Genomic DNA, 22,510 nt, shown 5'->3' with positions numbered 1-22,510 from the left:
GACCAAGCCGCTCTCCCGGGAGCGGCTTTTTTTATCGGCTGGCGCCTGTCACCACAGGCTGTCGCCCGTGGCCTCCAGGTGGGTCAGGTATAGCCGCAGGTCGAATTCATACTGGTGGTATTGCGGCTCCATCAGCCGGCACAGGTTGTAGAAGGCCTTGTTGTGGTCCTTTTCCTTCAGGTGCGCCAGCTCGTGCACCGTGATCATCTTCAGGAATTCCTCGGGCACCGTCTTGAACAGCGTGGCGACGCGGATCTCGTGCTTGGCCTTGAGCTTGCCGCCCTGGACCCGCGAGATGAAGGTGTGCTGGCCGAGCGCGTGCTGGATCACGTGGATCTTGCTGTCGAAGGTGATCTTGCTTAGCGGGGCGCCGTTGCGGATGTAGGTGTTCTTCAGGTCCACCACGTAGTCGTACAGCGCCTTGTCGGTGCGCACGCCGTGCGCGCCGGCGGGATAGCGGGCCCGCAGCGCCGGCCCCAGCCGGCCCTGGTCGAGCAGCGCGCGGGCCTGCGCCAGCAGCGATTCCGGATAACCGGTCAGGTATTTCATGGTGTCGGGAAAACGGCAAGGGCCGCGCGCGCGGCGCGGCGTTATGCCCAAGGCGGCAGGCGCGGCTCAGGCGGCGCGGCCGCGGCCGAATACGGCGGGCAGGGCCATGAGCAGCAGGATCACGAACAGCGCCAGGCTCCACAGCGCATATTCGATGCCCAGCACCGGCACCACCGCGTCCATGCAGGTGGCGTAGATGCCGAACAGCCACGGCACGCCGCCGTCCAGGCCGATGCCGGTCATGAAGCGGTCGGCGAAGGTCTGGTCGCACGACAGCATCTTGGCGGCCACGGTGTACTGGTACCAGGCCGCGGCGACGCCGCTGATCGACAGCAGCGCGGCCAGCGCGGCGCAGATGCGCGTCAGCGCGCGGCCGCCGCCGAAGCCGCCGACCAGGGCGATGACGCCGATCACCAGGTAGATCAGGCGCTGCAGCACGCACCAGGCGCAAGGGGGCATGTCGAAGGCATACTGGGAGACCAGGGCGATGCCGACGGCGCCGAAGCAGAAGAGGGCGATCAGGCGGAGCAGGCGTTCTGAACGAGAAGTCATGGTTGTTGCAAGGTAAGGGTTCGTGGGGGCAGGCGCCCCGGGGATGGCCGATCCGGTCGCCAGGCGTTAGGCCTTGGGAATCGGAATGGGTTGCATGACCTGCTGCAAGACGCCCAGCAGCAGCTCGCGCGAGCCTTCCCAGAAGATCTGCACCCCCAGGCACAGCATGATGAAGGCCGACATGCGCATGAAAACGGCGGTGCCATTATCGCCCAGCCGGTGCAGCATCTGCGCGGCAAAGCGCAGGCAGACGTACAACGTCAGCGAAACGACCACGATGCCGGGGATCGAGCCGCCCAGCCGCAGCAGGCTCAGCACGTGGTTCTGGTCGCGCAGCGATACGCCCACGGTGATGGCCGCGGCGATCGAGCCCGGGCCGCAACTGATGGGGAAGGTGAGCGGATAGAACGCGCGCGCCTTGGCCATTTCGGGGGTGAACGATTCGGCCATGCGGGCGACACGCTCGGTGTCGGCGTCGGGCGAGTTCACCAGGCGCCAGGCGCTGGCGATGACCAGCATGCCGCCTCCCACCCGCACGATCGACAGCGAGATGCCGAAGAAGCTCAGCAGCACGTTGCCCGCCACCATCGCCACGATCAGCATCAATCCGACGTTGATGGCCACGCGCTTGGCCAGCACCGTGCGGGTCGCCGACGAGGCGCCTTCGGTGAGCGACAGGAAGATGGGGGCGATCGCCGGTGGGTTCAGGAACGGCAGCAGCGTGGCCAGCGCGAAGAAGAAGCTGGTTCCCAGCACCCGCAAGTATTCGTTTAGCTCCATCGCCAGGTATCGCCAAGCCGAAAACCGGATTGTATGCGGTCGGCGGCGGTCTGGCGATGGCGCGCGCGGCTTCAGGCGGCCTGCTGGCGGGCCTCGTCGCCGGCCAGCGCGTCCAGGATGTCGCGTTCGAACTGCATCTGGCTGCGCGGGCGCGCCAGCGCCGCGCCGTCGACGATGAACACGTCTTCCACCCGGTCGCCCAGCGTCATGATCTTGGCCATCAGCAAGTTGACCTCGTGCTGGGCGAAAACCCGCGCCAGGGCGTGCAGCAGGCCGGGGCGGTCGGTCGCGGTGACCGACAGGCGCCACGAGGTGCTGCGTTCGTCGGGCTGCAATTCGGCCTGGGGCATGATCGGGAACACGCGCGACATGCGCGACTGGCGCCCGCGGCCGTAATAGCCGCCACGGCCCGGCGGCAACTGGGCCGCGGCCTTGGTGTCCTTGAGGCGCTCGGCCAGTTCGTGTTCGACCAGCGTGGCCTGTGCGCGTAGGTCGTTGGCGCCCTCCGGCAGCAGCACGATGAAGCTGTCCAGCGCCCAGCCATGGCGGGTGGTGTGGATGCGCGCGTCCTGCACCGACAGCGATTTGGCGTCGAAATACCCGCAGATCGCCACGAACAGGTCGGGCACGTCGCGGGTGTAGACCATGATCTGCAGGCCTTCGCCCTGCTCGGTGGGGCGCGCCCGCACCACCGCATGCGGCGGCGCCACCTGATGGTACAGGTGGCGCGTGTGCCAGGCGATGTCGGAGGCGTCATGGCGCAGGAAATACGCCACGTCGAGCTGGTTCCAGAAGGCCTCGCGGGCGTCGTCGCGCAGGCCGGCCAGGCGCGTCAGGCGCGCCGCCTCTTCCTTGCGCTCGGTCAGCACCGTGTGGGCATCGGCATGGGCGCCGCCCAGCGCCGCCAGCGTCAGTTTGTACAGGTCTTCGAGCAGCTTGCCCTTCCAGGCGTTCCAGACCTTGGGGCTGGTGCCGCGGATATCGGCCACCGTCAACAGGTAGAGCGCCGTCAGGTGGCGTTCGTCCTTGACCGTGGCGGCGAACTCCCGGACCACGGCGGGGTCGGACAGGTCGCGCTTCTGCGCCACGGCCGACATCAACAGGTGCTGGCGCACCAGGAACTCCACCAGCCTGGCGTCTTCGGGTTCCATGCCGTGGTCGTGGGCGAACTTGCGCACCTCGCGCGCGCCCAGCTCGGAGTGGTCGCCGCCGCGGCCCTTGGCGATGTCGTGAAACAGCGCCGCCACGTACAGCAGCCAATGGCGCCCCAGGCCGGCGATCAGCTGGCTGGCCAGCGGATACTCCTGGGCGTGCTCGGGCATGGTGAAGCGGCGCAGGTTGCGCACCACCGCCAGCGTGTGCTGGTCCACCGTGTAGGCGTGGAACAGGTCGTGCTGCATCTGCCCGACGATGCGGCGGAACACCGGCAGATAGCGCGGCAGGATGTTCAGCATGGTCATGCGGCGCAGTTCGTGCACGATGCCGCGCGGCTGCTGCAGGATCTGCAGGAACAGTTTGCGATTGACCGGATTGCGGCGGAACTGCGCGTCGATGCGGTGGCGCGAGTGCCAGATGGCGCGCAGCGTGCGCGCCGACATGCCGGTCAGCTCGGGATGCTGCTGCATCACCAGGAAGGCGCGCAACAGCAGCGTGGGATTACGCTCGAAGCCGTCGTCGCGGATGATGTCGAGGCGGTCGCGCAGGTTGCGGAAATCGTCGTCGATGTCGCGCGCGTCGCTGTCGGGGCGCGGGAACAGCCGCTCCTCGATGTTCTGCACCAGGATGCCGTTGAGCTGCGTCACCAGGCGCGCGGCCCAGTAATAGCGCTGCATCAGCAGTTCGCTGCCGCGGCGCGTGGCGGTGGCGTGGATGCCGTAGACCTCGGCCAGGGCCGGTTGCAGGTCGAACAGCACGCGGTCTTCGCGGCGCCGGGCCAGCAGGTGCAGTTCGATGCGCAGGCGCTTGAAGGCCTGTTCGGCCTTGCGCAGGTCGCGCGCCTCGGATGGCGTCAGCAGGCCGGCCTGCGCCACAGCGCGCCAGTTCTCGCCGAAGCCGGCCGCGCGCGCCATCCACAGGATCACCTGCAGATCGCGCAGGCCGCCGGGCGATTCCTTGCAGTTCGGTTCGAGCGCGTAGGGCGTGTCGTGATAGCGCGCGTGGCGCTGCTGCATCTCGACGCGCTTGGCGCGGAAGAAGGCGCGCGCGTCCAGACGCGACCGGGTGGCGGCCTCGAATTTCTTCATCAGCGCGCGGCTGCCGGCCAACCAGCGCGATTCGAGCAGCGCCGTTTCGACGGTGATGTCGGCGTCGGCCTCGCGCTCGCAGTCCTCGATGGTGCGCACGCTGTGGCCGGGCTCCAGGCCCAGATCCCAGAGCGAGGCCACCAGGCGCTCGATGGCGGCTTCGTCCTCGGCATTGGGCGCGTGCGGCAGCAGGATCAGCAGGTCGACGTCGGAATGCGGGTACAGTTCGCCGCGGCCGTAGCCGCCCACCGCGGCCAGCGTGGCGCCGGCCGGCAGCGGGTAATGCTTGACCAGGTCCCGCAGCGCCGCGTCGACGATGCGGCGTAATTCGCCCAGCAGGGTGTCGGGGCGTTCGTGCTCGCGGAACTGAGCCACCGCGGCGCGCCGGGATTCCTGGATGCGTTCGCGCAGGGTGCTGAGGATGTCGGCGGTCATGGTGGCGGGCGGGCCGGGGTCAGACGGCGGGAATGACGATCGGTTCGGTGATGAAGGCGGGCGGCTGGGGCATGCCGGGCGACAGGGTCAGAACCTCGTAGCCGGTGTCGGTGACGCAGACAGCATGCTCCCATTGCGCCGACAGGCTGTGATCGCGCGTCACGACCGTCCAGCCGTCGGACAATTGGCGGATCTCGCGGCGGCCGGCATTGATCATCGGCTCGATGGTGAACAGCATCCCCGTCACTAATTTCACGCCCGTGCCCAGCTTGCCATAGTGCAGCACCTGCGGGTCTTCGTGGAAGCGCTGGCCGATGCCGTGGCCGCAGAATTCGCGCACCACCGAGAAACCATTGGCCTCGGCGTGCTTCTGGATGGCGTGGCCGATGTCGCCCAATGTGGCCCCGTTTTTGACCTGCTGGATGCCTTTCCACATGCACTCGAAGGTGATGTCGGTCAGGCGGCGCGACAGGATCGACTGCTCGCCCACGGCATACATGCGGCTGGTATCACCGAACCAGCCGTCCTTGATGATGGTGACGTCGATATTGAGCGAATCGCCGTTCTTGAGCGCCTTGTCGCCCGGGATGCCATGGCACACCTGGTGGTTGACCGACGTGCAGATGGCGCCAGGGAAGGGCGGGTAGCCGGGCGGGGCGTAGCCGACGGTGGCGGACTTCACCTTGAGTTCGTCGGTCAGGTATTCCAGGCAGAGACGGTCCAGTTCCCCGGTGGTGACGCCAGGCTTGACGTAGGGGGTGATGAAATCGAGGACTTTGGCGGCGTCCTGGCAGGCTGCGCGCATCTTGGCCAGGTCGGCCGGATTGGTAATGGTGCCCATGGAATGACTGGCGGATCTCGCTTGAATGTCTGCTTGAAAGAATAGTAGAATTATAGGCTTCCCTAAAATTTTGGGGAGCAATCTGGGTAGCGGCAAGCGCCGATCCCGGCGGGTGAGGATGGAATGCTTCAGGTCACCTGGTTGGTTGTCTGCATTACGTATGTTGGGCCGCACCGCTTTTCGTGAGATCGGTGGCGGGTTCCGGAGTTTCATCGCAAGCGAAGGTTGTGGTGGAAGGTCGGGCCAGCCGCGGAGTTTCCGGGAAGCCGGCGGCGCAGCGGGCGCAAGAGGGCGGCGGGCCAGGGCGGGTTGGGGCGTTGGCATCGACACAGGTCGGGGCGCTGCGTGCTCGCAAGCCCGGTCATGTTTTCGAGCAGCGATGCAGGTTCAAGGCGGCTGCCGGCTTAATTTCTTGGAAAACCCGGTTCTTGAAAAACCCCGTTCTTCCTGAAGAGACGCCCCCGGCGACTGATGCGCGCGATGGTTGCAAAACCAGTGGTTGAAAAACCAGGGCGCGAGTGAACTGGATTTCGCTGCCAACAAAACAGGTCCGGGTGCGCTGGAAGAAACTGCCAGGAATTTCCTGGCGGGTCGGACGGCGCAATGCGTGCAGGTGGTGCAAGGCGCTTTGTCGTGGCGGCCGTCTGGGTTTATCGCGGCAGCGTAGCAGCAGGCGCGCGGGGCATATGCCCGGCAGCGTCGGAGTATTGCGGCAGTGATCGGCCGGCCCGGTTAAAATCGTTATTCATCCCGCGAGGTCGCGGGAAATCGCGCGCAACACCACCCAGGGTGTCAGCCACAGGCTGATGCAGGTGCGGCGCAAGAAATCAACCCTTGGAGAAAGTTATGTCTTTGATGCGCGAAATGCTGGAAGCGGGTGTCCACTTCGGTCACCAGACCCGTTACTGGAACCCCAAGATGGCCCCCTACATCTTCGGCCATCGCAACAAGATTCACATCATCAACCTCGAAAAGACGGTTGATAAGTACCAGGAAGCCACCAAGTTCGTGAAGCAGCTGGCTGCTCGCGGCGGCAACATCCTGTTCGTCGGCACCAAGCGCGCTGCTCGCGAGCTGGTCGCCGCCGAAGCCGCCCGTTGCGGCATGCCCTTCGTCGACGCCCGCTGGCTCGGCGGCATGCTGACCAACTTCAAGACGGTCAAGACCTCGGTCAAGCGCCTGAAGGACATGGAAGCCGTGGTCGCCGAAGGCGGCGCCGAGCGCATGATCAAGAAGGAAGGCCTGCTGTTCCAACGCGAACTGGACAAGCTGAACAAGTCGATCGGCGGCATCAAGGACATGAACGGTCTGCCCGATGCCATGTTCGTGATCGACGTCGGCTACCACAAGATCGCCATCGCCGAAGCCAAGACCCTGGGCATCCCCGTGGTCGCCGTGGTTGACACCAACCACTCGCCCGAAGGCATCGACTACGTCATCCCCGGCAACGACGACTCGGCCAAGGCCATCGCGCTGTACGCCAAGGGCATCGCCGACGCCGTGCTGGAAGGCCGCGAACAGAACCTGAACGGTCTGGTCGAGGAAATCGGCGAAGGCCAGGAAGAGTTCGTCGAAGTGCAGGACAACCAGGCCTAAGCCTGCTGTCATGTCCGGCGGTTAGTGTCTGGGGGCGGCCGCGCAATGCGGCGCACCCCCACCTCGCCGGCAGTGCGAAGGTGGGCTCCCACCTTCCTCATCCGCAGCTTGCGGACGTCTCATCGAATCACACCACTGCCCCGGCCCGCCGGGGCATGTCTTAGCAAAATTTGGAGCTAACATGGCTGAAATTACCGCCGCCCTGGTCAAGGAACTGCGCGAGAAGACCGATGCGCCCATGATGGAGTGCAAGAAGGCCCTGACGGAAGCCGAAGGCGACCTGGCCCGCGCTGAAGAGATCCTGCGCGTCAAGCTGGGCAACAAGGCCAGCAAGGCCGCCGCCCGCGTCACCGCCGAGGGCCTGATCGGCCTGTTCATTTCGGCCGATGCCAAGCAAGGCGCCGTCATCGAAGTGAACTGCGAAACCGACTTCGTCGCCAAGAACGACGACTTCGTCGTCTTCGTCAACAAGCTGGCCGAGCTGGTTGCCACGCAGAACCCGGCCGACGTGGCTGCGCTGTCGGCGCTGCCCTACGGCGACGGCACGGTCGAATCCACCCGTACCGCCCTGATCGGCAAGATCGGCGAAAACATGGCGATCCGCCGTTTCGAGCGCATCGAGACCCCGAACGCGCTGGCCAGCTACGTGCACGGCGGCCGCATCGGCGTGCTGGTTGAGTACTCGGGCGCCGAGGAAGTGGGCAAGGACCTGGCGATGCACATCGCCGCGACCAAGCCCAAGGCCCTGAACGCCGACGGCGTGAACCCGGCCGACATCGCCGCCGAACGCTCGGTCGCCGAGCAGAAGGCCGCCGAATCGGGCAAGCCGGCTGAAATCGTCGCCAAGATGGTCGAAGGCTCGGTGCAGAAGTTCCTGAAGGAAGTGACGCTGCTGTCGCAACCGTTCGTCAAGGACGACAAGAACACCGTCGAACAGATGCTCAAGGCCAAGGGCGCCTCGATCAGCAAGTTCGTGCTGTTCGTCGTCGGCGAAGGTATCGAGAAGAAGACCAGCGACTTCGCCGCTGAGGTTGCCGCCGCCGCCGCCGGCCGCGCCTGATCTCAGGGTAGTGCTTACAGGCCGGCGCTAGATATTTTCTAGTCCGGCCTATTTCTTGTCTTACACTTTCGTCGGAATGTTCTTCGGGATATCACCTATGAGCAGCAGATCATACAAACGGGTTCTTCTCAAACTTTCCGGCGAGGCGCTGATGGGCGACGATGCATTCGGCATCAATCGCGCCACCATCGTCCGCATGACCGATGAGATCGCCGAAGTCGCCGCCACCGGCGTCGAATTGGCCATCGTCATCGGCGGTGGCAACATCTTCCGTGGCGTCGCCCCGGGTGCGCAGGGCATGGACCGCGCCACCGCCGACTACATGGGCATGATGGCCACCATCATGAACGCGCTTGCCCTGCAGGACGCGCTCAAGCACAAGGGTATCGACACCCGCGTGCAATCGGCCCTGAACATCGATCAGGTCGTCGAACCGTACATCCGCCCCAAGGCCCTGCGTTATCTCGAAGAAGGCAAGGTCGTCATCTTCGCCGCGGGCACCGGCAACCCTTTCTTCACGACCGACACCGCGGCCGCCCTGCGTGGCGCCGAGATCGGCGCGGAGATCGTGCTGAAGGCCACCAAGGTCGACGGCATCTACAGCGCGGATCCCAACAAGGATCCCACCGCCACGCGCTATGCGCGCATCAGCTTCGACGAGGCCATCGTCCGCCGCCTGGAGGTCATGGACGCCACGGCGTTCGCCCTGTGCCGCGACCAGAAGCTGCCGATCAAGGTGTTTTCGATCAATAAGTCGGGCGCGCTCAAGCGTGTCGTCAGCGGCGAAGACGAAGGCACATTGGTACACGTTTAAAGAAAAGGAAATTCCATGAGCGTCGCAGAAATCCGCAAATCCGCCGAAGCCAGGATGGCCAAGTCGCTTGACACGCTCAAGACCAACCTGGCCAAGATCCGCACGGGCCGCGCCCACACCGGCATCCTGGACCATGTGCAGGTCGAGTATTACGGTTCGCCCGTGCCGATCAGCCAGGTCGGCAACGTGAACCTGATCGACGCGCGCACCATCAGCGTCCAGCCCTACGAAAAGCACATGGCCGCCGCCATCGAGAAGGCCATCCGTGAGTCGGACCTGGGCCTGAACCCCATGTCCATGGGCGACACCATTCGCGTGCCGATGCCGGCCCTGACCGAAGAGCGCCGCCGCGACCTGACCAAGGTGGTGCGCAGCGAAGGCGAAGACGCCAAGGTGGCCGTGCGCAACCTGCGTCGCGAAGCCAACGACGCCTTGAAGAAGCTGGTCAAGGACAAGGAAATCTCCGAGGACGACGAGCGTCGCGCCCAGGACGACGTCCAGAAGCTGACGGATCGCAACGTGGCCGACATCGACAAGATGGTCACGCAAAAAGAAGCGGAAATCATGACCGTATAATCCTTGCAGTGCCGGGCGGGCCGCAGCGGCTCGCCTGGCGCCAGGATTCCTGTTTTCGCGCCGTCCTATCCATCGCTACGCGGCATGCCTGTGCGGCGGTGGGTCGACGGCGCCGGTTTTTCCCGTATTTCCCTGTTTTACGCCGGTCGACGGCGCTTCCACGATCCATGGCAACCAGTTCCACCCAAGCGGTTCCCGATACCCGCGATACCCCCGAGCACGTGGCCATCATCATGGACGGCAACGGCAGGTGGGCGACGCGGCGGCTGCTGCCGCGCACGGCCGGGCATGCCAAGGGTGTGCAGGCGGTGCGCCGCGTGGTCGAGGCCTGCGGCCGCGCCGGGGTGCGCTATCTGACCCTGTTCGCCTTCAGTTCGGAGAACTGGCGTCGGCCCGCCGAGGAAGTGTCGTTGCTGATGCGCCTGTTCGTGCAGGCGCTCGAGCGCGAGGTCGGCAAGCTGCAAGAGCAGGGCGTGCGCCTGCACGTGATCGGCGACCTGTCGGCCTTCGAGCCACGCTTGCAGGAATTGATCGCCGCGGCCCAGGCCCGCACCGCCCACAATGACCGCCTGCACCTGACGGTGGCCGCCAATTACGGTGGCCGCTGGGACATCCTGCAGGCCACCCGCGCGATGCTGGCGGCCGAACCCAGCCTGGCGGCCCATCCGGAGCGGGTCGACGAAGAGCGCCTGGCGCGGCATCTGTCCATGTCCTGGGCGCCCGAGCCCGATCTGTTCATCCGCACCGGCGGTGAGCAGCGCATTTCCAATTTCCTGATCTGGCAGATGGCGTACGCGGAGTTCTATTTCACCGACCGCTTCTGGCCGGATTTCGGCGCCGATGAACTGCGCCAGGCGTTCGAATGGTATCGGACGCGCGAGCGCCGTTTCGGCCGCACCAGCGCCCAGCTCAACGAGAGTAGCGGAAAATAACCCGGCGCTCCGCGTGCCGCGTGCCGCACGGGGCAACGCCGGGTCGACCCTGAGGAGACCGTCATATGTTGGGCCAGCGTATCGTTACCGCCGTCATCCTGCTCGCCGTCCTGGCGGCCACGATGATGAGCGCCAATCCCTGGTGGTTCGTGGCGTTGCTGGCGTTGGCGGCGGCCTGCGCCAACTGGGAATGGCTGCGCCTGACGCTGCCGCAACCGCCGTCGCCCCTGATCGCCATCGGCATTCCCGTGCTGTTGTGCGCGGCCATGCTGGCCCTGGCGTCCGCCTGGCTGGCGGGCCACCGCGCCGGTTTGGCCGATCCCGACTGGATCCTGCGCTACGCGACCCCGCTGGTGGCGCTGGTATGGCTGTTCGGCGCCACCACCGCCGTGGTGCGCGGCCAGTCCGGCGCGGCCCCGGCCAGCCTGGGCTGGTCGCTGTTCTCGCTGCCGGCGGCGTTTGTTGCGTGGGCCGTGCTGGCGCAAGGCTACATCGCGCGCGGCGCGGTCTTCGTGGTGTCGCTGCTGGCGCTGGTCTGGGTGGCCGACATTGCCGCCTATTTTGCCGGCCGCGCTTTCGGCAAGCGTAAACTGGCCCCCCGGGTGAGCCCGGGCAAGACGGTAGCCGGCGCCGTGGCGGGTGTGCTTGGCGCGGTCATCTGGATCGGTTTGTCGAGCCTCTGGGAAGGCACCTATGGCCACGCCCTGGTGGCGCGCTGGAGCTTCTGGCTGGCCTTGCCGATAGCCGCCGTGCTGGGCGTGCTGTCCATTGTCGGCGACCTGTTCGAATCGTTGCTCAAGCGCCGCGCCGGGCGCAAGGATTCCAGCGCGCTGCTGCCGGGCCATGGAGGCGTCTACGACCGTATCGACGCGATCCTCCCGGTCGCGCCATTCGCGCTAATTTTGTCTGGAGTGTTGTTTTGACGGCTTTTCAACGCGTCGTGGTGCTGGGGTCGACCGGGTCGATCGGTGAAAGCACGCTGGATGTGATCGCCCGCCATCCCGACCGGCTGGGCGTCTACGCCTTGTCCGCCTACAGCCGCATGCAGCGGTTGGCCGAGCAGGCGCTGGCCAGCCGCGCGGCGGTGGTGGTGGTGCCCCATGCCGAGGCGCGCCGCCAGTTCATCGCGGCCTGGCCGGCGGGCCAGGCCATGCCCGAGATCCGCGTCGGGGCGCAGGCCTTGGCCGACACCGCGGCCGACCCGCAGTGCGATTCGGTCATGGCCGCCATCGTCGGTGCGGCCGGACTGCCGGCGGCGCTGGCAGCGGCGCGCCAGGGCAAGCGGGTGCTGCTGGCCAATAAGGAAGCCCTGGTGGCGGCCGGCTCGCTGTTCATGCAGGCAATTCGCGACAACGGCGCCGAACTGCTGCCAATCGACAGCGAACACAATGCAATTTTCCAATGTATGCCGCACGGCGGCCGGGCCGGCGCGCCGGATGCGCCAGCGCCGGGCGTGCGGCGGTTGCTGCTGACCGCCTCGGGCGGCCCGTTCCGTGGCCGCGACGTCGAGGATCTGCACGAGGTGACGCCCGCTCAGGCTTGCGCCCACCCCAACTGGAGCATGGGCCGCAAGATCTCGGTCGATTCGGCCACCATGCTCAACAAGGGCCTGGAGGTGATCGAAGCGCACTGGCTGTTCGCCATGCCGCCCGAGCGCATCGAGGTGGTGGTGCACCCGCAGAGCGTGATCCACTCCATGGTGGAATACGACGACGGCTCGATCCTGGCGCAACTGGGTCAGCCCGACATGCGCACGCCGATCGCCTATGGCCTGGGATTTCCCGAGCGGCTGGCCAGCGGCGTCGGGCCGCTCGATCTGACGCGCCTGGGCCGGCTCGACTTCGAGAAACCGGATCTGGCGCGCTTTCCCTGTCTGGCATTGTCGTTCGCCGCGCTGCGGGCCGGGCAGGGCGCCTGCATCGCGCTCAATGCCGCCAACGAAGTGGCGGTGGAGGCATTCCTGGCGGGCCGTCTGGGTTACACCTGGATTGCGCGCGTGATCGAGGCGACCCTGGAGTGGCAGGGGGGGCAATCATCTGTTACGCTCAACAGTCTTGACGATGTGCTGGCGCTGGATGCCGCCGCGCGCGCCTACGCCGGCAACCTGGGCCTGGCGTGACGGGGCGCGACTGCCAATGACCGCACCGGCCCGCGTCGTCGCCGATTCCTGGATTTTCTGACCCCGATGCTTTTCACCCTGCTGGCCTTTGCCGTCGCGCTTGGCTCCCTGATCATCTTCCATGAGTTGGGGCATTACTGGGTGGCGCGCCTTTGCGGCGTGAAAGTGCTGCGATTCTCGGTCGGATTCGGCAAGGTGATCCTGCGCCGTACCGACCGCCATGGCACCGAATGGGCACTTTCGGCCCTGCCGCTGGGCGGCTACGTCAAAATGCAGGACGACGCCCCGGCCGGCGCCAGTGCCGCCGAAGCGGCGGGCGCGTTCAACAACAAATCCGTCGGCAAGCGCATCGCGATCGTCGCCGCCGGTCCCATTTTCAATCTCATCCTGGCGGTCTTCCTGTATGCCGGCCTGAACATGGCGGGCACCGAGGAGCCAGTGGCTGTCATTGCCCAGCCCGCCGCCGGTACGCCTGCCGCGCGCGCCGGCCTGGCCGCCGGCGACCGCATCCTGGCCATCGACGGCCAGGAAGTCGCCTCGTGGTCCGATGCGCGCTGGCGTCTGATGGACGTGATGGCTACGGGCGGCCGCAGCCGGATCGAGGTCGCTACGCCCGGCGGCGCCCCGCAGCCGCGCGAGCTGACCCTGCCGGCCAACGCCATGGATCCGGCTGGTGGCGATCCGCTGTTGGCGGCCGGCATCCGCCTGGCCCAACCCAAGCCCGCCGTGCGTGTCGTCAACGACGGTGGCGAGGGGCAGGCGGCCGGTCTGCGCCCGGGTGACCTGATCCTGGCCGTCGACGGCCAGCCCACGCCGGATACCGGCGCGCTGGTCAGGCAGATCCAGGAAAGCGCCGGCAAGACACTGGCGCTGACGCTGGCGCGTGAGGGCGCCCAGGTTTCCGTGAATGTCACGCCGCGCGCCGAGACGGTCAATGGCCAGGTCATCGGCCGTTTGGGCGTCCAACTGGGCGGCGACGTGCCGATGGTGACGGTGCGCTATGGCGTGTTCGACAGCCTCTGGCGCGGCGCGGTCCGCACCTGGGACACCGCCTTGTTCTCGCTGCGCATGATGGGCCGGATGGTCACGGGCGATGTGTCCTGGCGCAATGTCAGCGGCCCGGTCACCATCGCCGATTACGCCGGCCAGACCGCCCGGATCGGCATTGTTGCGTATATCGCCTATATCGCGTTGATCAGTATCAGCCTCGGCGTATTAAATTTGCTGCCCATTCCTATGCTGGACGGGGGCCATCTGCTGTACTATCTCGTCGAAATTGTGCGGGGCAGTCCGCCGCCCGCACGGTGGATCGATATCGGACAGCGCGCAGGCATTGGTTTATTGGCAAGCCTGATGGGGCTTGCGCTGTTTAATGATTTCACGCGCTTGTTCACTTAAGCGCCAATTAGCATAAAATCCCCCGCCATTTGCACGACCGAGGATACTCAAGGATGTCTTTTCGCCGGATGTTTCATCACAAAAAGGGTGTACTGCCGGGCGTACTGCCGAGTCTGATCGCCGCATTGCTGCTTCCAGGCATGGCTCACGCCTTCGACCCTTTTGTCGTGCGGGATATCCGCGTAGAGGGGATCCAGCGTACCGACGCGGGCACCGTCTTCGGTTATCTGCCGGTCAAGGTGGGCGAGAAATTCACCGAGGAAGAAGCCACCGAGGCGATCCGTCGCCTGTACGGCACCGGCTTTTTCACCGACGTGCAGATCCAGACCGACAATAACGTCGTGGTCGTGGTGGTTCAGGAACGTCCGACGATCGCATCCGTGAATTTCAACGGCATGCGCGAATTCGATTCCAAGGCCATCACCAAATCGCTGGGGCAGGTCGGCTTCGCCGAAGGCCGCATTTTCGACCGCTCCATGCTCGAGCGCGCCGAATACGAACTCAAGCAGCAGTATCTGTCCAAGGGCAAGTACGGGGTCGAAGTGACCTCCACCGTGACGCCGCTGCCGCGTAACCGCGTGGGCGTCAGCTTCGACGTGTTCGAAGGCTCGGTCGCCCGCATCCAGGAAATCCGCTTCGTCGGCAACAAGGCCTTCTCGGAAAGCGACCTGCTCGACGAATTCAAGCTGACCACGCCCGGCTGGCTGACCTGGTACACCGATACCGACAAGTACTCGCGTGAAAAGCTCGAGGGCGATCTCGAACGCCTGCGCTCTTTCTACCTCGACCGCGGCTACCTCGAGTTCTCGGTCGAGCCGCCCCAGGTCACGATCTCGCCGGACCGCAAGGACATCCGCATCACCATCACCGTCCACGAAGGCGAGCCGTACAAGGTGCGCAGCGTCAAGCTGGCCGGTAACCTGCTCGGCCTGGACAAGGAAATCAACGCCCTGGTCCAGGTCAAGCCGGACGAGACGTTCTCGGCCGCCAAGGCCAACGCCTCGGCCAAGGCCATCACCGACTACCTGGGCGAGTTGGGGTACGCGTTCGCCAACGTCAACCCGAACCCGCAGCTCGACCGCGCCAAGCACGAGGCCGACCTGACGTTCTACGTCGATCCGAGCCGCCGGGTGTACGTGCGCCGCATCCAGATCGGCGGCAATACCCGCACCCGCGACGAAGTCGTGCGCCGCGAAATGCGCCAGCAGGAAGCCGCCTGGTACGACGCCAAGGACATCAAGACCTCGCGCGACCGCGTCGACCGCCTGGGCTATTTCAGCGACGTCAACGTCAAGACCGATCCGGTGCCGGGCTCGCCCGACCAGGTCGACGTCAACGTCGACGTGAAGGAAAAGCCCACCGGCATGATCAACCTGGGCGTGGGCTACGGTTCGTCTGAAAAAGCGATTCTGTCGGCCGGTATCAGCGAAGACAACGTGTTCGGCAGCGGCACCAACCTGACGCTGCAGCTGAACACCAGCAAGAGCAACCGCGCGGTGGTGCTGTCGCATACCGACCCGTACTGGACCAAGGACGGCATCAGCCGCACCACGTCGGCCTACTATCGCGTGACCGAACCCTGGAACAACAACGACGGCGACTACCGCGTCAAGTCCATGGGCCTGGGCATGAACTTCGGGGTGCCGATCTCCGAGTACGACCGGATCTTCCTGGGCGCCAACCTCGAGCGCAACCAGATCGACCTGTTCTCGAATTCGCCGCTGGCCTACCGCAACTTCGTCAATCAGTACGGCGATTCGACCAACTCGGTGATCTTCACCGCCGGCTGGTCCAACGATACCCGCGACAGCGCCCTGGCGCCGACCAAAGGTTCGTACACCCGCCTCAAGAGCGACTTCTCGACGGTTGACCTGAAGTACTACATGCTCACCGGCCAGCAGCAGTACTTCATCCCGCTGGGCAATTCGTACACCCTGGCGCTGAACGGCATGGTCGACTGGGGCCAGAGCTACGGTGGCAAGGACTATCCGATCATCAAGGACGTGTACGCCGGCGGTATCGGCACGGTGCGCGGCTACGAAGGTTCGTCGCTGGGCCCACGCGACCCGGTCACGGGCGACTACCTGGGCGGCTCGCGCCGCATCGTGGCGAACGCCCAGTTGTACCTGCCGTTCCCGGGCGCGTCCAAGGACCGCACGCTGCGCTGGTTCATCTTCAGCGACGCGGGCCAGGTGGGCGCGGGCAGCGGTCTGTCTTGCACCCGCGGCAAGCCGGGCAGCGAGGTGGACGATCCTTGCGGCTGGCGCTTCTCGGCCGGTATCGGCCTGTCGTGGCAGTCGCCGATGGGGCCGCTGCAACTGTCGTATGCCCGTCCGCTCAATGCCAAGCCGGGCGACGACAAGCAGAGCTTCCAGTTCCAGATCGGTACCGGGTTCTAAGCGGCGTTACGCTTGAAAACAAGGGAGGGCCCCCGTGGCCCGGCCCGTGCGCCGTTTAGTGGCACAATACACACTTTGGCTTTGCCTTATTGGAAGGTGAGATTTTCATGATGTCTGACTTCGCACTTAAATCATCGAACACGCCGCGTGCCAACCGCCGTGGCAAGCTGGGCGGCTCCATTGCCCTGGTGGGTGCGCTCATTCTCGGTTCCGTCGCGGCGGTGCCCGCTCAGGCTCAAAACACCAAGATCGGCTTCGTCAACACCGAGCGGATCCTGCGTGAGTCCGGCCCGGCCAAGACCGCGCAAAGCAAGATCGAAGCCGAATTCAAGAAGCGCGACGACGAGCTCCAGCGTCTGAACTCCACCCTGCGCTCGCAAGCCGAAAAGTTCGACAAGGACGCCCCCGTGCTGTCGGAGTCCGATCGCGTCAAGCGCCAGCGCGAACTGTCCAACCTGGACACCGACCTGCAGCGCAAGCGCCGCGAGTTCCAGGAAGACTTCAACCGCCGTCGCAACGAAGAGTTTTCCAGCATCGTGACGAAGGCCAACGAGGCCATCAAGCGCATCGCTGAGCAGGAAAACTACGACCTGATCATCCAGGACGCCGTGACGGTCAACCCGCGCATCGACATCACCGACAAGGTGATCCAGAGCCTGGGCAAGTAAGCCGCAGTCGTCGTATGCCGGTTCTACTGGATCTAGCCCGTGCCCCGACGCTGGAAGCGCTGCTGAGCGCCGCCGATACGCAGGGCATGGACTGGCGCATCAGCGCGCCCGCTGGCGCGGAGCCTTTGCGGGTTCGCGGCATCGGCACCCTGGCCTCGGCCGGTGGCCAGGAAATCAGTTTCCTGGCCAATCCGAAATACCAGAGCCAGCTTGCCGGCACGCAGGCGGGGGCGGTGATCGTTTCGGCCGACGTGGCCGAGACGCTGGAGGCGCCTGGCGCCGACCGGCCACGCTTCACGCTGGTGGTCTGCAAGCATCCCTATCTGCTGTATGCCCGCGTGGCCCAGTGGTTTGACGCCGCGCGGCGTCCGCCGCTGACGGCCGCCACGCATCCGTCCGCGGTGGTCGCGCCCGACGCGCACATCGAGGAAGATGTGCGAATCGGTCCGAATTGCGTGATCGAATCGGGCGCGCGGATCGGCCGCGGCAGCGTGCTGGGCGCCGGTTGCGTGATTGGCGCCGGCTCCTCGGTCGGCCCCGGCAGCCGCCTGCATGCCCACGTCACGCTGTACGAAGGCGTGAAGGTCGGCGCGCGGGCCATCATCCACAGCGGCGCGGTGCTTGGCGCCGACGGCTTCGGCTTCGCGCCGGACCCGTCGCTGGGCAAGGGCGCCTGGGGCAAGATTCCCCAGCTGGGCGGGGTGTCGGTGGGCGACGACGTCGAAATCGGTGCCAATACCACCATCGACCGCGGCGCGCTCGAAGATACCGTGGTGGGCAATGGCGTCAAGCTCGACAACCAGATCATGGTGGCCCACAACTGCCGCATCGGCGCCCATACCGCGATCGCGGCGTGCGTCGGCGTGGCGGGTTCCACCACCATCGGCGAGCGTTGCACCATCGGCGGCGCCGCGATGCTGTCGGGGCACCTGACGCTGGCCGACGACGTGCACATTTCGGGCGGCACGGCAGTGACGTCCAATATTTCCAAGCCTGGCCGCTATACCGGGGTGTACCCCTATGCGGAGCATGGCGAATGGCAGCGCAACGCCGCCGTGATACAACAGTTGGCGCAATTGCGCCGCCGCGTGCGGACGCTGGAAAAAGACTAGGGCGCAGCCACGCCGTCCTGGGCGCGTCCGGCGCCGCAAGATTTATTTCATTTCGCAGGAATTCACAGAAAAATGGAACTCGACATCAAGGGGATCATGGAGAGGCTGCCGCATCGTTACCCGATGCTGCTGATTGATCGCGTCGTCGAAATGGTGCCCGGCAAGTCCATCGTCGCCATCAAGAACGTCTCGATCAATGAACCGTTTTTCAACGGTCACTTTCCCCATCATCCGGTGATGCCGGGCGTGCTCATCGTGGAAGCCATGGCGCAGGCTTCGGCGCTGTTCTCGTTCACCGACGAAAATGGCGGCCTGAAGTGCGAAGGCGCCAAGACGGCCTATTACCTGGTGGGTATCGATGGCGCGCGTTTCCGCCGTCCGGTGGTGCCGGGCGATCAATTGCGCATCGAAGTCGAAGCCGAGCGCCTGAGCCGCAGCATCTGCAAGTACCAGGCGCGTGCCACGGTGGACGGGCAGGAAGTGGCGTCGGCCAAGCTCATGTGCGCGATCCGCAGCCTGGAAGAGTAAATGGCAGGAAATATCCATCCTACCGCCGTCGTCGATCCGGCGGCGAAAATCGACCCCAGCGTGGTCATCGGCGCGTTCTGCGTCGTGGGCCCCGATGTGACGATCGGCGCCGGCACCGAGCTCGGCCCGTATTGCATGGTCGATGGCGTGACCACCATCGGGCGCGACAACCGTTTCTACCGGTATTGCTCGATCGGCGGCATGCCGCAGGACAAGAAGTACAAGGGCGAGCCGACCCGGCTGGTCATCGGCGACCGCAACACCGTGCGCGAGTTCGTGACGCTGAACACCGGCACGGTGCAGGATGGCGGCGCCACCACGCTGGGCGATGACAACTGGATCATGGCCTACGTGCACGTCGCGCACGACTGCCACGTGGGCAACAACACCATCCTGGCCAATTCCGTGCAGTTGGGTGGCCACGTCCACGTGGGCGACTGGGCCATCGTTGGCGGCCTGACCGGCGTGCACCAGTTCTCGCGCATCGGCGCGCACAGCATGACGGGCGGCAACAGCTCGCTGATGCAGGATACGCCGCCGTTCGTGCTGGCCGCGGGCAATCCGTGCCGGCCGGTGGGCGTCAACGTCGAGGGCCTGAAACGCCGCGGCTTCACGCCGGCCCAGGTGTCGGCGCTGCGCGACGCCTACAAGATCATCTACCGTCGCGGCCTGTCGCTGGACGACGCGCGCGCCGAACTGCGCGCGCGCCAGCAGGCCGAGCCCGAAGTCGCCGAGCACCTGCAGACGCTGCTGGATTTCCTCGACGTCTCGTCCCGCGGCATCATCCGTCCATGAACATGCGGATCGGCATGGTGGCCGGCGAGCCCTCGGGCGACCTGCTGGCCGGGCGCATCATTGCCGGTTTGCAGCAGCGCGCCCCGGGCGTGCGGTGCGAAGGCATCGGCGGCCCGCAGATGCAGGCGCGCGATTTCGACACCTGGCACCCGATGCATGCGCTGACCGTGTTCGGCTATGTCGATGCGCTCAAGCGCCTGCCCAGCCTGCTGCGCACTTATCGCGACGTGTCGCGCCGCTGGCTGGCCGAGCCGCCGTCGGTGTTCGTCGGCATCGACGCGCCGGATTTCAACCTGCGCCTGGAACACCAGTTGCGCCAGGCCGGCACGCCCACGGTGCATTTCGTCGGCCCGTCGATCTGGGCCTGGCGCTACGACCGCATCCACAAGATCCGCGAATCGGTTTCGCACATGCTGGTGCTGTTTCCGTTCGAGGAAGAGATCTACCGCAAGGAAGGCATTCCGGTCACGTATGTCGGCCATCCGCTGGCCGGCGCCGTGCCGATGCGGCCGGACCGGGCCGCCGCGCGCGCGCGGCTGGGCATCGATCCGGACGCGCGGGTGCTGGCGATCCTGCCGGGCAGCCGGTCCTCCGAGATCCGCCTGCTGGCGCCGCGCTTCCTGCAAACCGCGCAGATGCTGCAAAAGCGCGATCCGGCGCTGCAATGCGTGGTGCCGATGGTCAACGACCAGCGCCGCGCCGAGTTCCAGGCGATCCTGGCCAAGTATCCGGTGCCGGGACTGCGCTGCGTCACCGCCCAGGACCTGCACGGCGAGGGCGGCGAACGTCAGGCGCCGGTGGCGTGGTCGGTGATGGAGGCCAGCACCGCGGTGCTGGTGGCCAGCGGCACCGCCACCCTGGAAACGGCGCTGTACAAGCGCCCCATGGTGATTTCGTACGTGCTGTCGCCGCTGATGCGGCGCATCATGGCATGGAAGTCCGGTCAGGAGCGGCCCTACCTGCCGTGGGTGGGCCTGCCCAACGTGCTGCTGCGCGATTTCGCCGTGCCCGAGCTGTTGCAGGACGACGCCACGCCGGAAAAGCTGGCCGAGGCCACCTGGACGGCCCTGACCGACGACGCCCTGGCGGCCCGCATCGAGGCGCGTTTCACGGCCTTGCACCAGGAACTGCTGCGCGATACGCCGGCACTGGCGGCCCAGGCGATTCTGGAGGTGGCAGGTGGAGCAGCCTGATCTGTTCGCCGCGCCGCCACAGCCGGCGCTGGTCACGGCCGGGGTCGACGAGGCCGGCCGCGGTCCGCTGGCCGGCGCCGTCTATGCCGCCGCGGTGATCCTCGATCCCGCCCGGCCGATCGATGGCCTGGCCGATTCCAAGGTGCTCAAGGCCGCTACCCGCGAAGCGCTCGCGCTGGAGATTCAGGCGCATGCCCTGGCATGGTGTGTCGCCAGCGCCAGCGTGGCCGAGATCGACAGCCTGAACATCCTGCGGGCGACCCTGCTGGCGATGCGCCGCGCCGTCGAGGGCTTGTCGCTGGCGCCGCAACTGGCGCTGGTCGATGGCAACCAGGCGCCCAAGCTGGACTGCACGGTGCAGACGGTGATCAAGGGTGACGCCCTGGTGCCGGCCATTTCCGCCGCGTCGATCCTGGCCAAGACCGCGCGCGATGCCGACCTGCTGCGTCTGCATACCCTTTATCCGCAGTACGCCTTCGACCAGCACAAGGGCTACGGCACCGCGCTGCACCTGCAGATGCTGCGCGAGCACGGCCCGTGCGCCGAGCATCGCCGCAGTTTTGCGCCCATCAAGGCCTTCGGCCTGGCGCCATGAAGCACATCAGTTCCCGCGACAACCCCGCGGTCAAGGCGCTCGCCAAGCTGGCGGGCACCGCCGGCAAACGCGGCGCGCCCGTGCTGCTGGACGGCGTGCATCTGTGCCAGGCGTGGTTGCAGCATCACGGCGCGCCAGACCAGGCCATTTTCGATGTCGAGCGGCTGGGCCAGCCCGATATCGCGGCGCTGGCGGCCGCGGTGCCGGATGCGCGCTGCCTGGCGCTGGACGCCCGCCTGATGCAGGCGCTGGCCAGTGTCGAAAGCGGGCAGGGCGTGGCCTTCGTGGTGACGCCGCCGCTGCCGTCGCCGCCGGACGCGGTGGACGAGAATTGCGTGCTGTTCGATCGCATCCAGGACCCGGGCAACGTCGGCACCTTGCTGCGCACCTGTGCCGCGGCCGGCGTCAAGCGTGTGTTCCTGGCCACCGGCACGGCCGCCGCCTGGTCGTCCAAGGTGCTGCGCAGCGGGCAGGGCGCGCATTTCGCGCTGACGATTCACGAGCACGTGGATCTGGCGGCGTTGTTGCCGCGACTGCGTGTGCCGCTGGTGGCCACGGCGCTTGACGGCGCCCAGGATCTGTATGCGGGCCGCCTGCCTGAACGCTGTGCCTGGGTCTTCGGTCACGAAGGCCAGGGCGTGGCCGCGGATCTGCTGGCGGCCGCCCGCCTCAAGGTGCGAATTCCACACGATAGGGCGGCGGTGGAGTCGCTCAATGTGGGCGCGGCCGCTGCCATCTGCCTGTTCGAACAGCGCCGCCAGGCGCTGGCGGCCGCATCGCGCTGATTCCGTCCCGTCTTGGCCCGTGACGCCGTAGTCGGGGACCCGTCCCCGCTTATACTCTCGCGTTGTTCATGATCCGCACGCCGTCGTCGGCGCCACATGAAATCCGCCCAGGAGAGCGCATGAAGTTCGGGAAGTTGCTTGCCATGTCGACCGCCGCGCTGTTGTTGGCGGGCTGCGCATCGGGCAGGCCAGAGCCGGCCAGTCTGGTGCCGGTCGCGGCGGCCGAGTCCGCCAACGTGATTCAACTTTCCCGCGCCGTGGTCGGCGCGCTACCTGCCGAAGCCGTGGTGACGCTGCCGGCTGCCTCGCAATGGCGGCGCGTGGGTGCCATCGTGCAAGGGGATGTCTACCGGCCCCTGGGCGGGCAGTTCAACGTGCATGCGCCCAGGAGAACCGAAGCCTACCTGGTGGCCTCGTCGGGTCAATTGGTGGGGTTTTATCTACCGGAGGAACGGGGCTACGTCGCGCTGATTCGCCCGGTGGCGCTGCCCGTCGGCATGCGTCAATGACCGCAGGGTTCACGCGCCGGCAGGCATCTGC

The 22,510-nt window shown here is 66.2% G+C and carries 23 protein-coding genes; 17 read left to right on the top strand and 6 right to left on the bottom strand.

What is annotated here, in order from left to right; translation table 11 throughout:
• Positions 1–48: 48 nt before the first annotated feature.
• The 6 genes from ACN6O8_RS21560 to ACN6O8_RS21535 form a co-directional block, all read right to left on the bottom strand.
• Entirely contained in the window at positions 49–549 is a 501-nt protein-coding gene (locus tag ACN6O8_RS21560; protein ID WP_427993028.1) for a M48 metallopeptidase family protein, read from the bottom strand.
• A 66-nt stretch (positions 550–615) separates the two neighbouring features.
• Positions 616–1,101 carry a disulfide bond formation protein B gene (locus ACN6O8_RS21555; protein ID WP_427993027.1) on the bottom strand — a complete coding sequence of 162 codons (486 nt, stop codon included), beginning with the start codon at positions 1,099–1,101 and terminating at the stop codon, positions 616–618.
• A gap of 66 nt (positions 1,102–1,167) precedes the next feature.
• On the bottom strand, positions 1,168–1,881 hold the full coding sequence (locus tag ACN6O8_RS21550; protein WP_427993026.1) for a MarC family protein: 714 nt from the start codon (positions 1,879–1,881) through the stop codon (positions 1,168–1,170).
• Between the two features lie 71 nt (positions 1,882–1,952).
• On the bottom strand, positions 1,953–4,559 hold the full coding sequence (locus ACN6O8_RS21545; RefSeq protein WP_427993025.1) for a [protein-PII] uridylyltransferase: 2,607 nt from the start codon (positions 4,557–4,559) through the stop codon (positions 1,953–1,955).
• A 19-nt stretch (positions 4,560–4,578) separates the two neighbouring features.
• Positions 4,579–5,400 carry a type I methionyl aminopeptidase gene (gene map, locus ACN6O8_RS21540; protein ID WP_427993024.1) on the bottom strand — a complete coding sequence of 274 codons (822 nt, stop codon included), beginning with the start codon at positions 5,398–5,400 and terminating at the stop codon, positions 4,579–4,581.
• A 361-nt stretch (positions 5,401–5,761) separates the two neighbouring features.
• Positions 5,762–6,022, bottom strand: a complete 261-nt coding sequence (locus ACN6O8_RS21535; RefSeq protein ID WP_427993023.1) for a hypothetical protein — start codon at positions 6,020–6,022, stop codon at positions 5,762–5,764.
• Positions 6,023–6,246: 224 nt separating this feature from the next.
• On the opposite strand from ACN6O8_RS21535, the gene rpsB reads away from it, so the two are divergent.
• The 17 genes from rpsB to ACN6O8_RS21450 all read left to right on the top strand — a co-directional run bounded on the left by rpsB (position 6,247) and on the right by ACN6O8_RS21450 (position 22,479).
• Positions 6,247–6,996, top strand: a complete 750-nt coding sequence (rpsB, locus tag ACN6O8_RS21530; protein WP_427993022.1) for a 30S ribosomal protein S2 — start codon at positions 6,247–6,249, stop codon at positions 6,994–6,996.
• A gap of 181 nt (positions 6,997–7,177) precedes the next feature.
• A complete protein-coding gene (gene tsf / locus ACN6O8_RS21525; RefSeq protein WP_427993021.1) occupies positions 7,178–8,056 on the top strand; it encodes a translation elongation factor Ts in 879 nt (292 codons plus the stop codon).
• A 97-nt stretch (positions 8,057–8,153) separates the two neighbouring features.
• On the top strand, positions 8,154–8,870 hold the full coding sequence (gene pyrH / locus ACN6O8_RS21520; RefSeq protein ID WP_427993020.1) for a UMP kinase: 717 nt from the start codon (positions 8,154–8,156) through the stop codon (positions 8,868–8,870).
• Positions 8,871–8,885: 15 nt separating this feature from the next.
• Entirely contained in the window at positions 8,886–9,446 is a 561-nt protein-coding gene (gene frr / locus ACN6O8_RS21515; RefSeq protein ID WP_427993019.1) for a ribosome recycling factor, read from the top strand.
• A 167-nt stretch (positions 9,447–9,613) separates the two neighbouring features.
• On the top strand, positions 9,614–10,378 hold the full coding sequence (gene uppS / locus ACN6O8_RS21510) for a polyprenyl diphosphate synthase (protein ID WP_427993018.1): 765 nt from the start codon (positions 9,614–9,616) through the stop codon (positions 10,376–10,378).
• Between the two features lie 65 nt (positions 10,379–10,443).
• Positions 10,444–11,301 (top strand): phosphatidate cytidylyltransferase, encoded by an 858-nt coding sequence (locus ACN6O8_RS21505; RefSeq protein WP_427993017.1) that lies wholly within the window; start codon positions 10,444–10,446, stop codon positions 11,299–11,301.
• The gene (locus ACN6O8_RS21500) at positions 11,298–12,497 is read left to right on the top strand and encodes a 1-deoxy-D-xylulose-5-phosphate reductoisomerase (protein WP_427993016.1); all 1,200 of its coding nucleotides are present in this window, start codon (positions 11,298–11,300) and stop codon (positions 12,495–12,497) included. Before ACN6O8_RS21505 ends, ACN6O8_RS21500 begins: the two co-directional genes overlap by 4 nt.
• Before the next feature lie 66 nt (positions 12,498–12,563).
• Positions 12,564–13,895, top strand: a complete 1,332-nt coding sequence (gene rseP / locus ACN6O8_RS21495) for an RIP metalloprotease RseP (RefSeq protein ID WP_427993015.1) — start codon at positions 12,564–12,566, stop codon at positions 13,893–13,895.
• A 53-nt stretch (positions 13,896–13,948) separates the two neighbouring features.
• Positions 13,949–16,294, top strand: a complete 2,346-nt coding sequence (gene bamA / locus ACN6O8_RS21490; RefSeq protein WP_427993014.1) for an outer membrane protein assembly factor BamA — start codon at positions 13,949–13,951, stop codon at positions 16,292–16,294.
• Between the two features lie 107 nt (positions 16,295–16,401).
• On the top strand, positions 16,402–16,962 hold the full coding sequence (locus tag ACN6O8_RS21485) for an OmpH family outer membrane protein (protein ID WP_427993013.1): 561 nt from the start codon (positions 16,402–16,404) through the stop codon (positions 16,960–16,962).
• A gap of 14 nt (positions 16,963–16,976) precedes the next feature.
• Positions 16,977–18,074: a UDP-3-O-(3-hydroxymyristoyl)glucosamine N-acyltransferase gene (gene lpxD / locus ACN6O8_RS21480; protein ID WP_427993012.1), complete on the top strand. Its 1,098-nt coding sequence runs from the start codon at positions 16,977–16,979 to the stop codon at positions 18,072–18,074.
• 72 nt (positions 18,075–18,146) lie between these two features.
• A complete protein-coding gene (fabZ, locus tag ACN6O8_RS21475; protein ID WP_006385190.1) occupies positions 18,147–18,602 on the top strand; it encodes a 3-hydroxyacyl-ACP dehydratase FabZ in 456 nt (151 codons plus the stop codon).
• The gene (gene lpxA / locus ACN6O8_RS21470) at positions 18,603–19,397 is read left to right on the top strand and encodes an acyl-ACP--UDP-N-acetylglucosamine O-acyltransferase (protein ID WP_427993011.1); all 795 of its coding nucleotides are present in this window, start codon (positions 18,603–18,605) and stop codon (positions 19,395–19,397) included.
• The gene (gene lpxB, locus ACN6O8_RS21465) at positions 19,394–20,590 is read left to right on the top strand and encodes a lipid-A-disaccharide synthase (protein ID WP_427993010.1); all 1,197 of its coding nucleotides are present in this window, start codon (positions 19,394–19,396) and stop codon (positions 20,588–20,590) included. The genes lpxA and lpxB overlap by 4 nt, the downstream gene beginning before the upstream one ends.
• Complete coding sequence (gene rnhB, locus ACN6O8_RS21460) at positions 20,577–21,185, top strand: ribonuclease HII (RefSeq protein ID WP_427993009.1); 609 nt, start codon at positions 20,577–20,579, stop codon at positions 21,183–21,185. Before lpxB ends, rnhB begins: the two co-directional genes overlap by 14 nt.
• Positions 21,182–21,970, top strand: a complete 789-nt coding sequence (locus ACN6O8_RS21455) for a TrmH family RNA methyltransferase (protein ID WP_427993008.1) — start codon at positions 21,182–21,184, stop codon at positions 21,968–21,970. The genes rnhB and ACN6O8_RS21455 overlap by 4 nt, the downstream gene beginning before the upstream one ends.
• A gap of 119 nt (positions 21,971–22,089) precedes the next feature.
• Complete coding sequence (locus tag ACN6O8_RS21450) at positions 22,090–22,479, top strand: hypothetical protein (RefSeq protein WP_427993007.1); 390 nt, start codon at positions 22,090–22,092, stop codon at positions 22,477–22,479.
• The last annotated feature ends 31 nt before the right edge of the window (positions 22,480–22,510 follow it).

Source organism: Achromobacter sp. (genome assembly GCF_050285565.1).
Classification (GTDB): domain Bacteria; phylum Pseudomonadota; class Gammaproteobacteria; order Burkholderiales; family Burkholderiaceae_B; genus Achromobacter.
Note: the sequence above shows the minus strand (reverse complement) of the source record. Positions and strands in the feature narration are given on the sequence as shown.

Coding starts and splice junctions, on each gene's coding strand:
- ACN6O8_RS21560 (WP_427993028.1), bottom strand. CDS start 549: ATGAAATACCTGACCGGTTATCCGGAATCGCTGCTGGCGCAGGCCCGC.
- ACN6O8_RS21555 (WP_427993027.1), bottom strand. CDS start 1,101: ATGACTTCTCGTTCAGAACGCCTGCTCCGCCTGATCGCCCTCTTCTGC.
- ACN6O8_RS21550 (WP_427993026.1), bottom strand. CDS start 1,881: ATGGAGCTAAACGAATACTTGCGGGTGCTGGGAACCAGCTTCTTCTTC.
- ACN6O8_RS21545 (WP_427993025.1), bottom strand. CDS start 4,559: ATGACCGCCGACATCCTCAGCACCCTGCGCGAACGCATCCAGGAATCC.
- map (WP_427993024.1), bottom strand. CDS start 5,400: ATGGGCACCATTACCAATCCGGCCGACCTGGCCAAGATGCGCGCAGCC.
- rpsB (WP_427993022.1), top strand. CDS start 6,247: ATGTCTTTGATGCGCGAAATGCTGGAAGCGGGTGTCCACTTCGGTCAC.
- tsf (WP_427993021.1), top strand. CDS start 7,178: ATGGCTGAAATTACCGCCGCCCTGGTCAAGGAACTGCGCGAGAAGACC.
- pyrH (WP_427993020.1), top strand. CDS start 8,154: ATGAGCAGCAGATCATACAAACGGGTTCTTCTCAAACTTTCCGGCGAG.
- frr (WP_427993019.1), top strand. CDS start 8,886: ATGAGCGTCGCAGAAATCCGCAAATCCGCCGAAGCCAGGATGGCCAAG.
- uppS (WP_427993018.1), top strand. CDS start 9,614: ATGGCAACCAGTTCCACCCAAGCGGTTCCCGATACCCGCGATACCCCC.
- ACN6O8_RS21505 (WP_427993017.1), top strand. CDS start 10,444: ATGTTGGGCCAGCGTATCGTTACCGCCGTCATCCTGCTCGCCGTCCTG.
- rseP (WP_427993015.1), top strand. CDS start 12,564: ATGCTTTTCACCCTGCTGGCCTTTGCCGTCGCGCTTGGCTCCCTGATC.
- bamA (WP_427993014.1), top strand. CDS start 13,949: ATGTCTTTTCGCCGGATGTTTCATCACAAAAAGGGTGTACTGCCGGGC.
- ACN6O8_RS21485 (WP_427993013.1), top strand. CDS start 16,402: ATGATGTCTGACTTCGCACTTAAATCATCGAACACGCCGCGTGCCAAC.
- lpxD (WP_427993012.1), top strand. CDS start 16,977: ATGCCGGTTCTACTGGATCTAGCCCGTGCCCCGACGCTGGAAGCGCTG.
- fabZ (WP_006385190.1), top strand. CDS start 18,147: ATGGAACTCGACATCAAGGGGATCATGGAGAGGCTGCCGCATCGTTAC.
- lpxA (WP_427993011.1), top strand. CDS start 18,603: ATGGCAGGAAATATCCATCCTACCGCCGTCGTCGATCCGGCGGCGAAA.
- lpxB (WP_427993010.1), top strand. CDS start 19,394: ATGAACATGCGGATCGGCATGGTGGCCGGCGAGCCCTCGGGCGACCTG.
- ACN6O8_RS21455 (WP_427993008.1), top strand. CDS start 21,182: ATGAAGCACATCAGTTCCCGCGACAACCCCGCGGTCAAGGCGCTCGCC.
- ACN6O8_RS21450 (WP_427993007.1), top strand. CDS start 22,090: ATGAAGTTCGGGAAGTTGCTTGCCATGTCGACCGCCGCGCTGTTGTTG.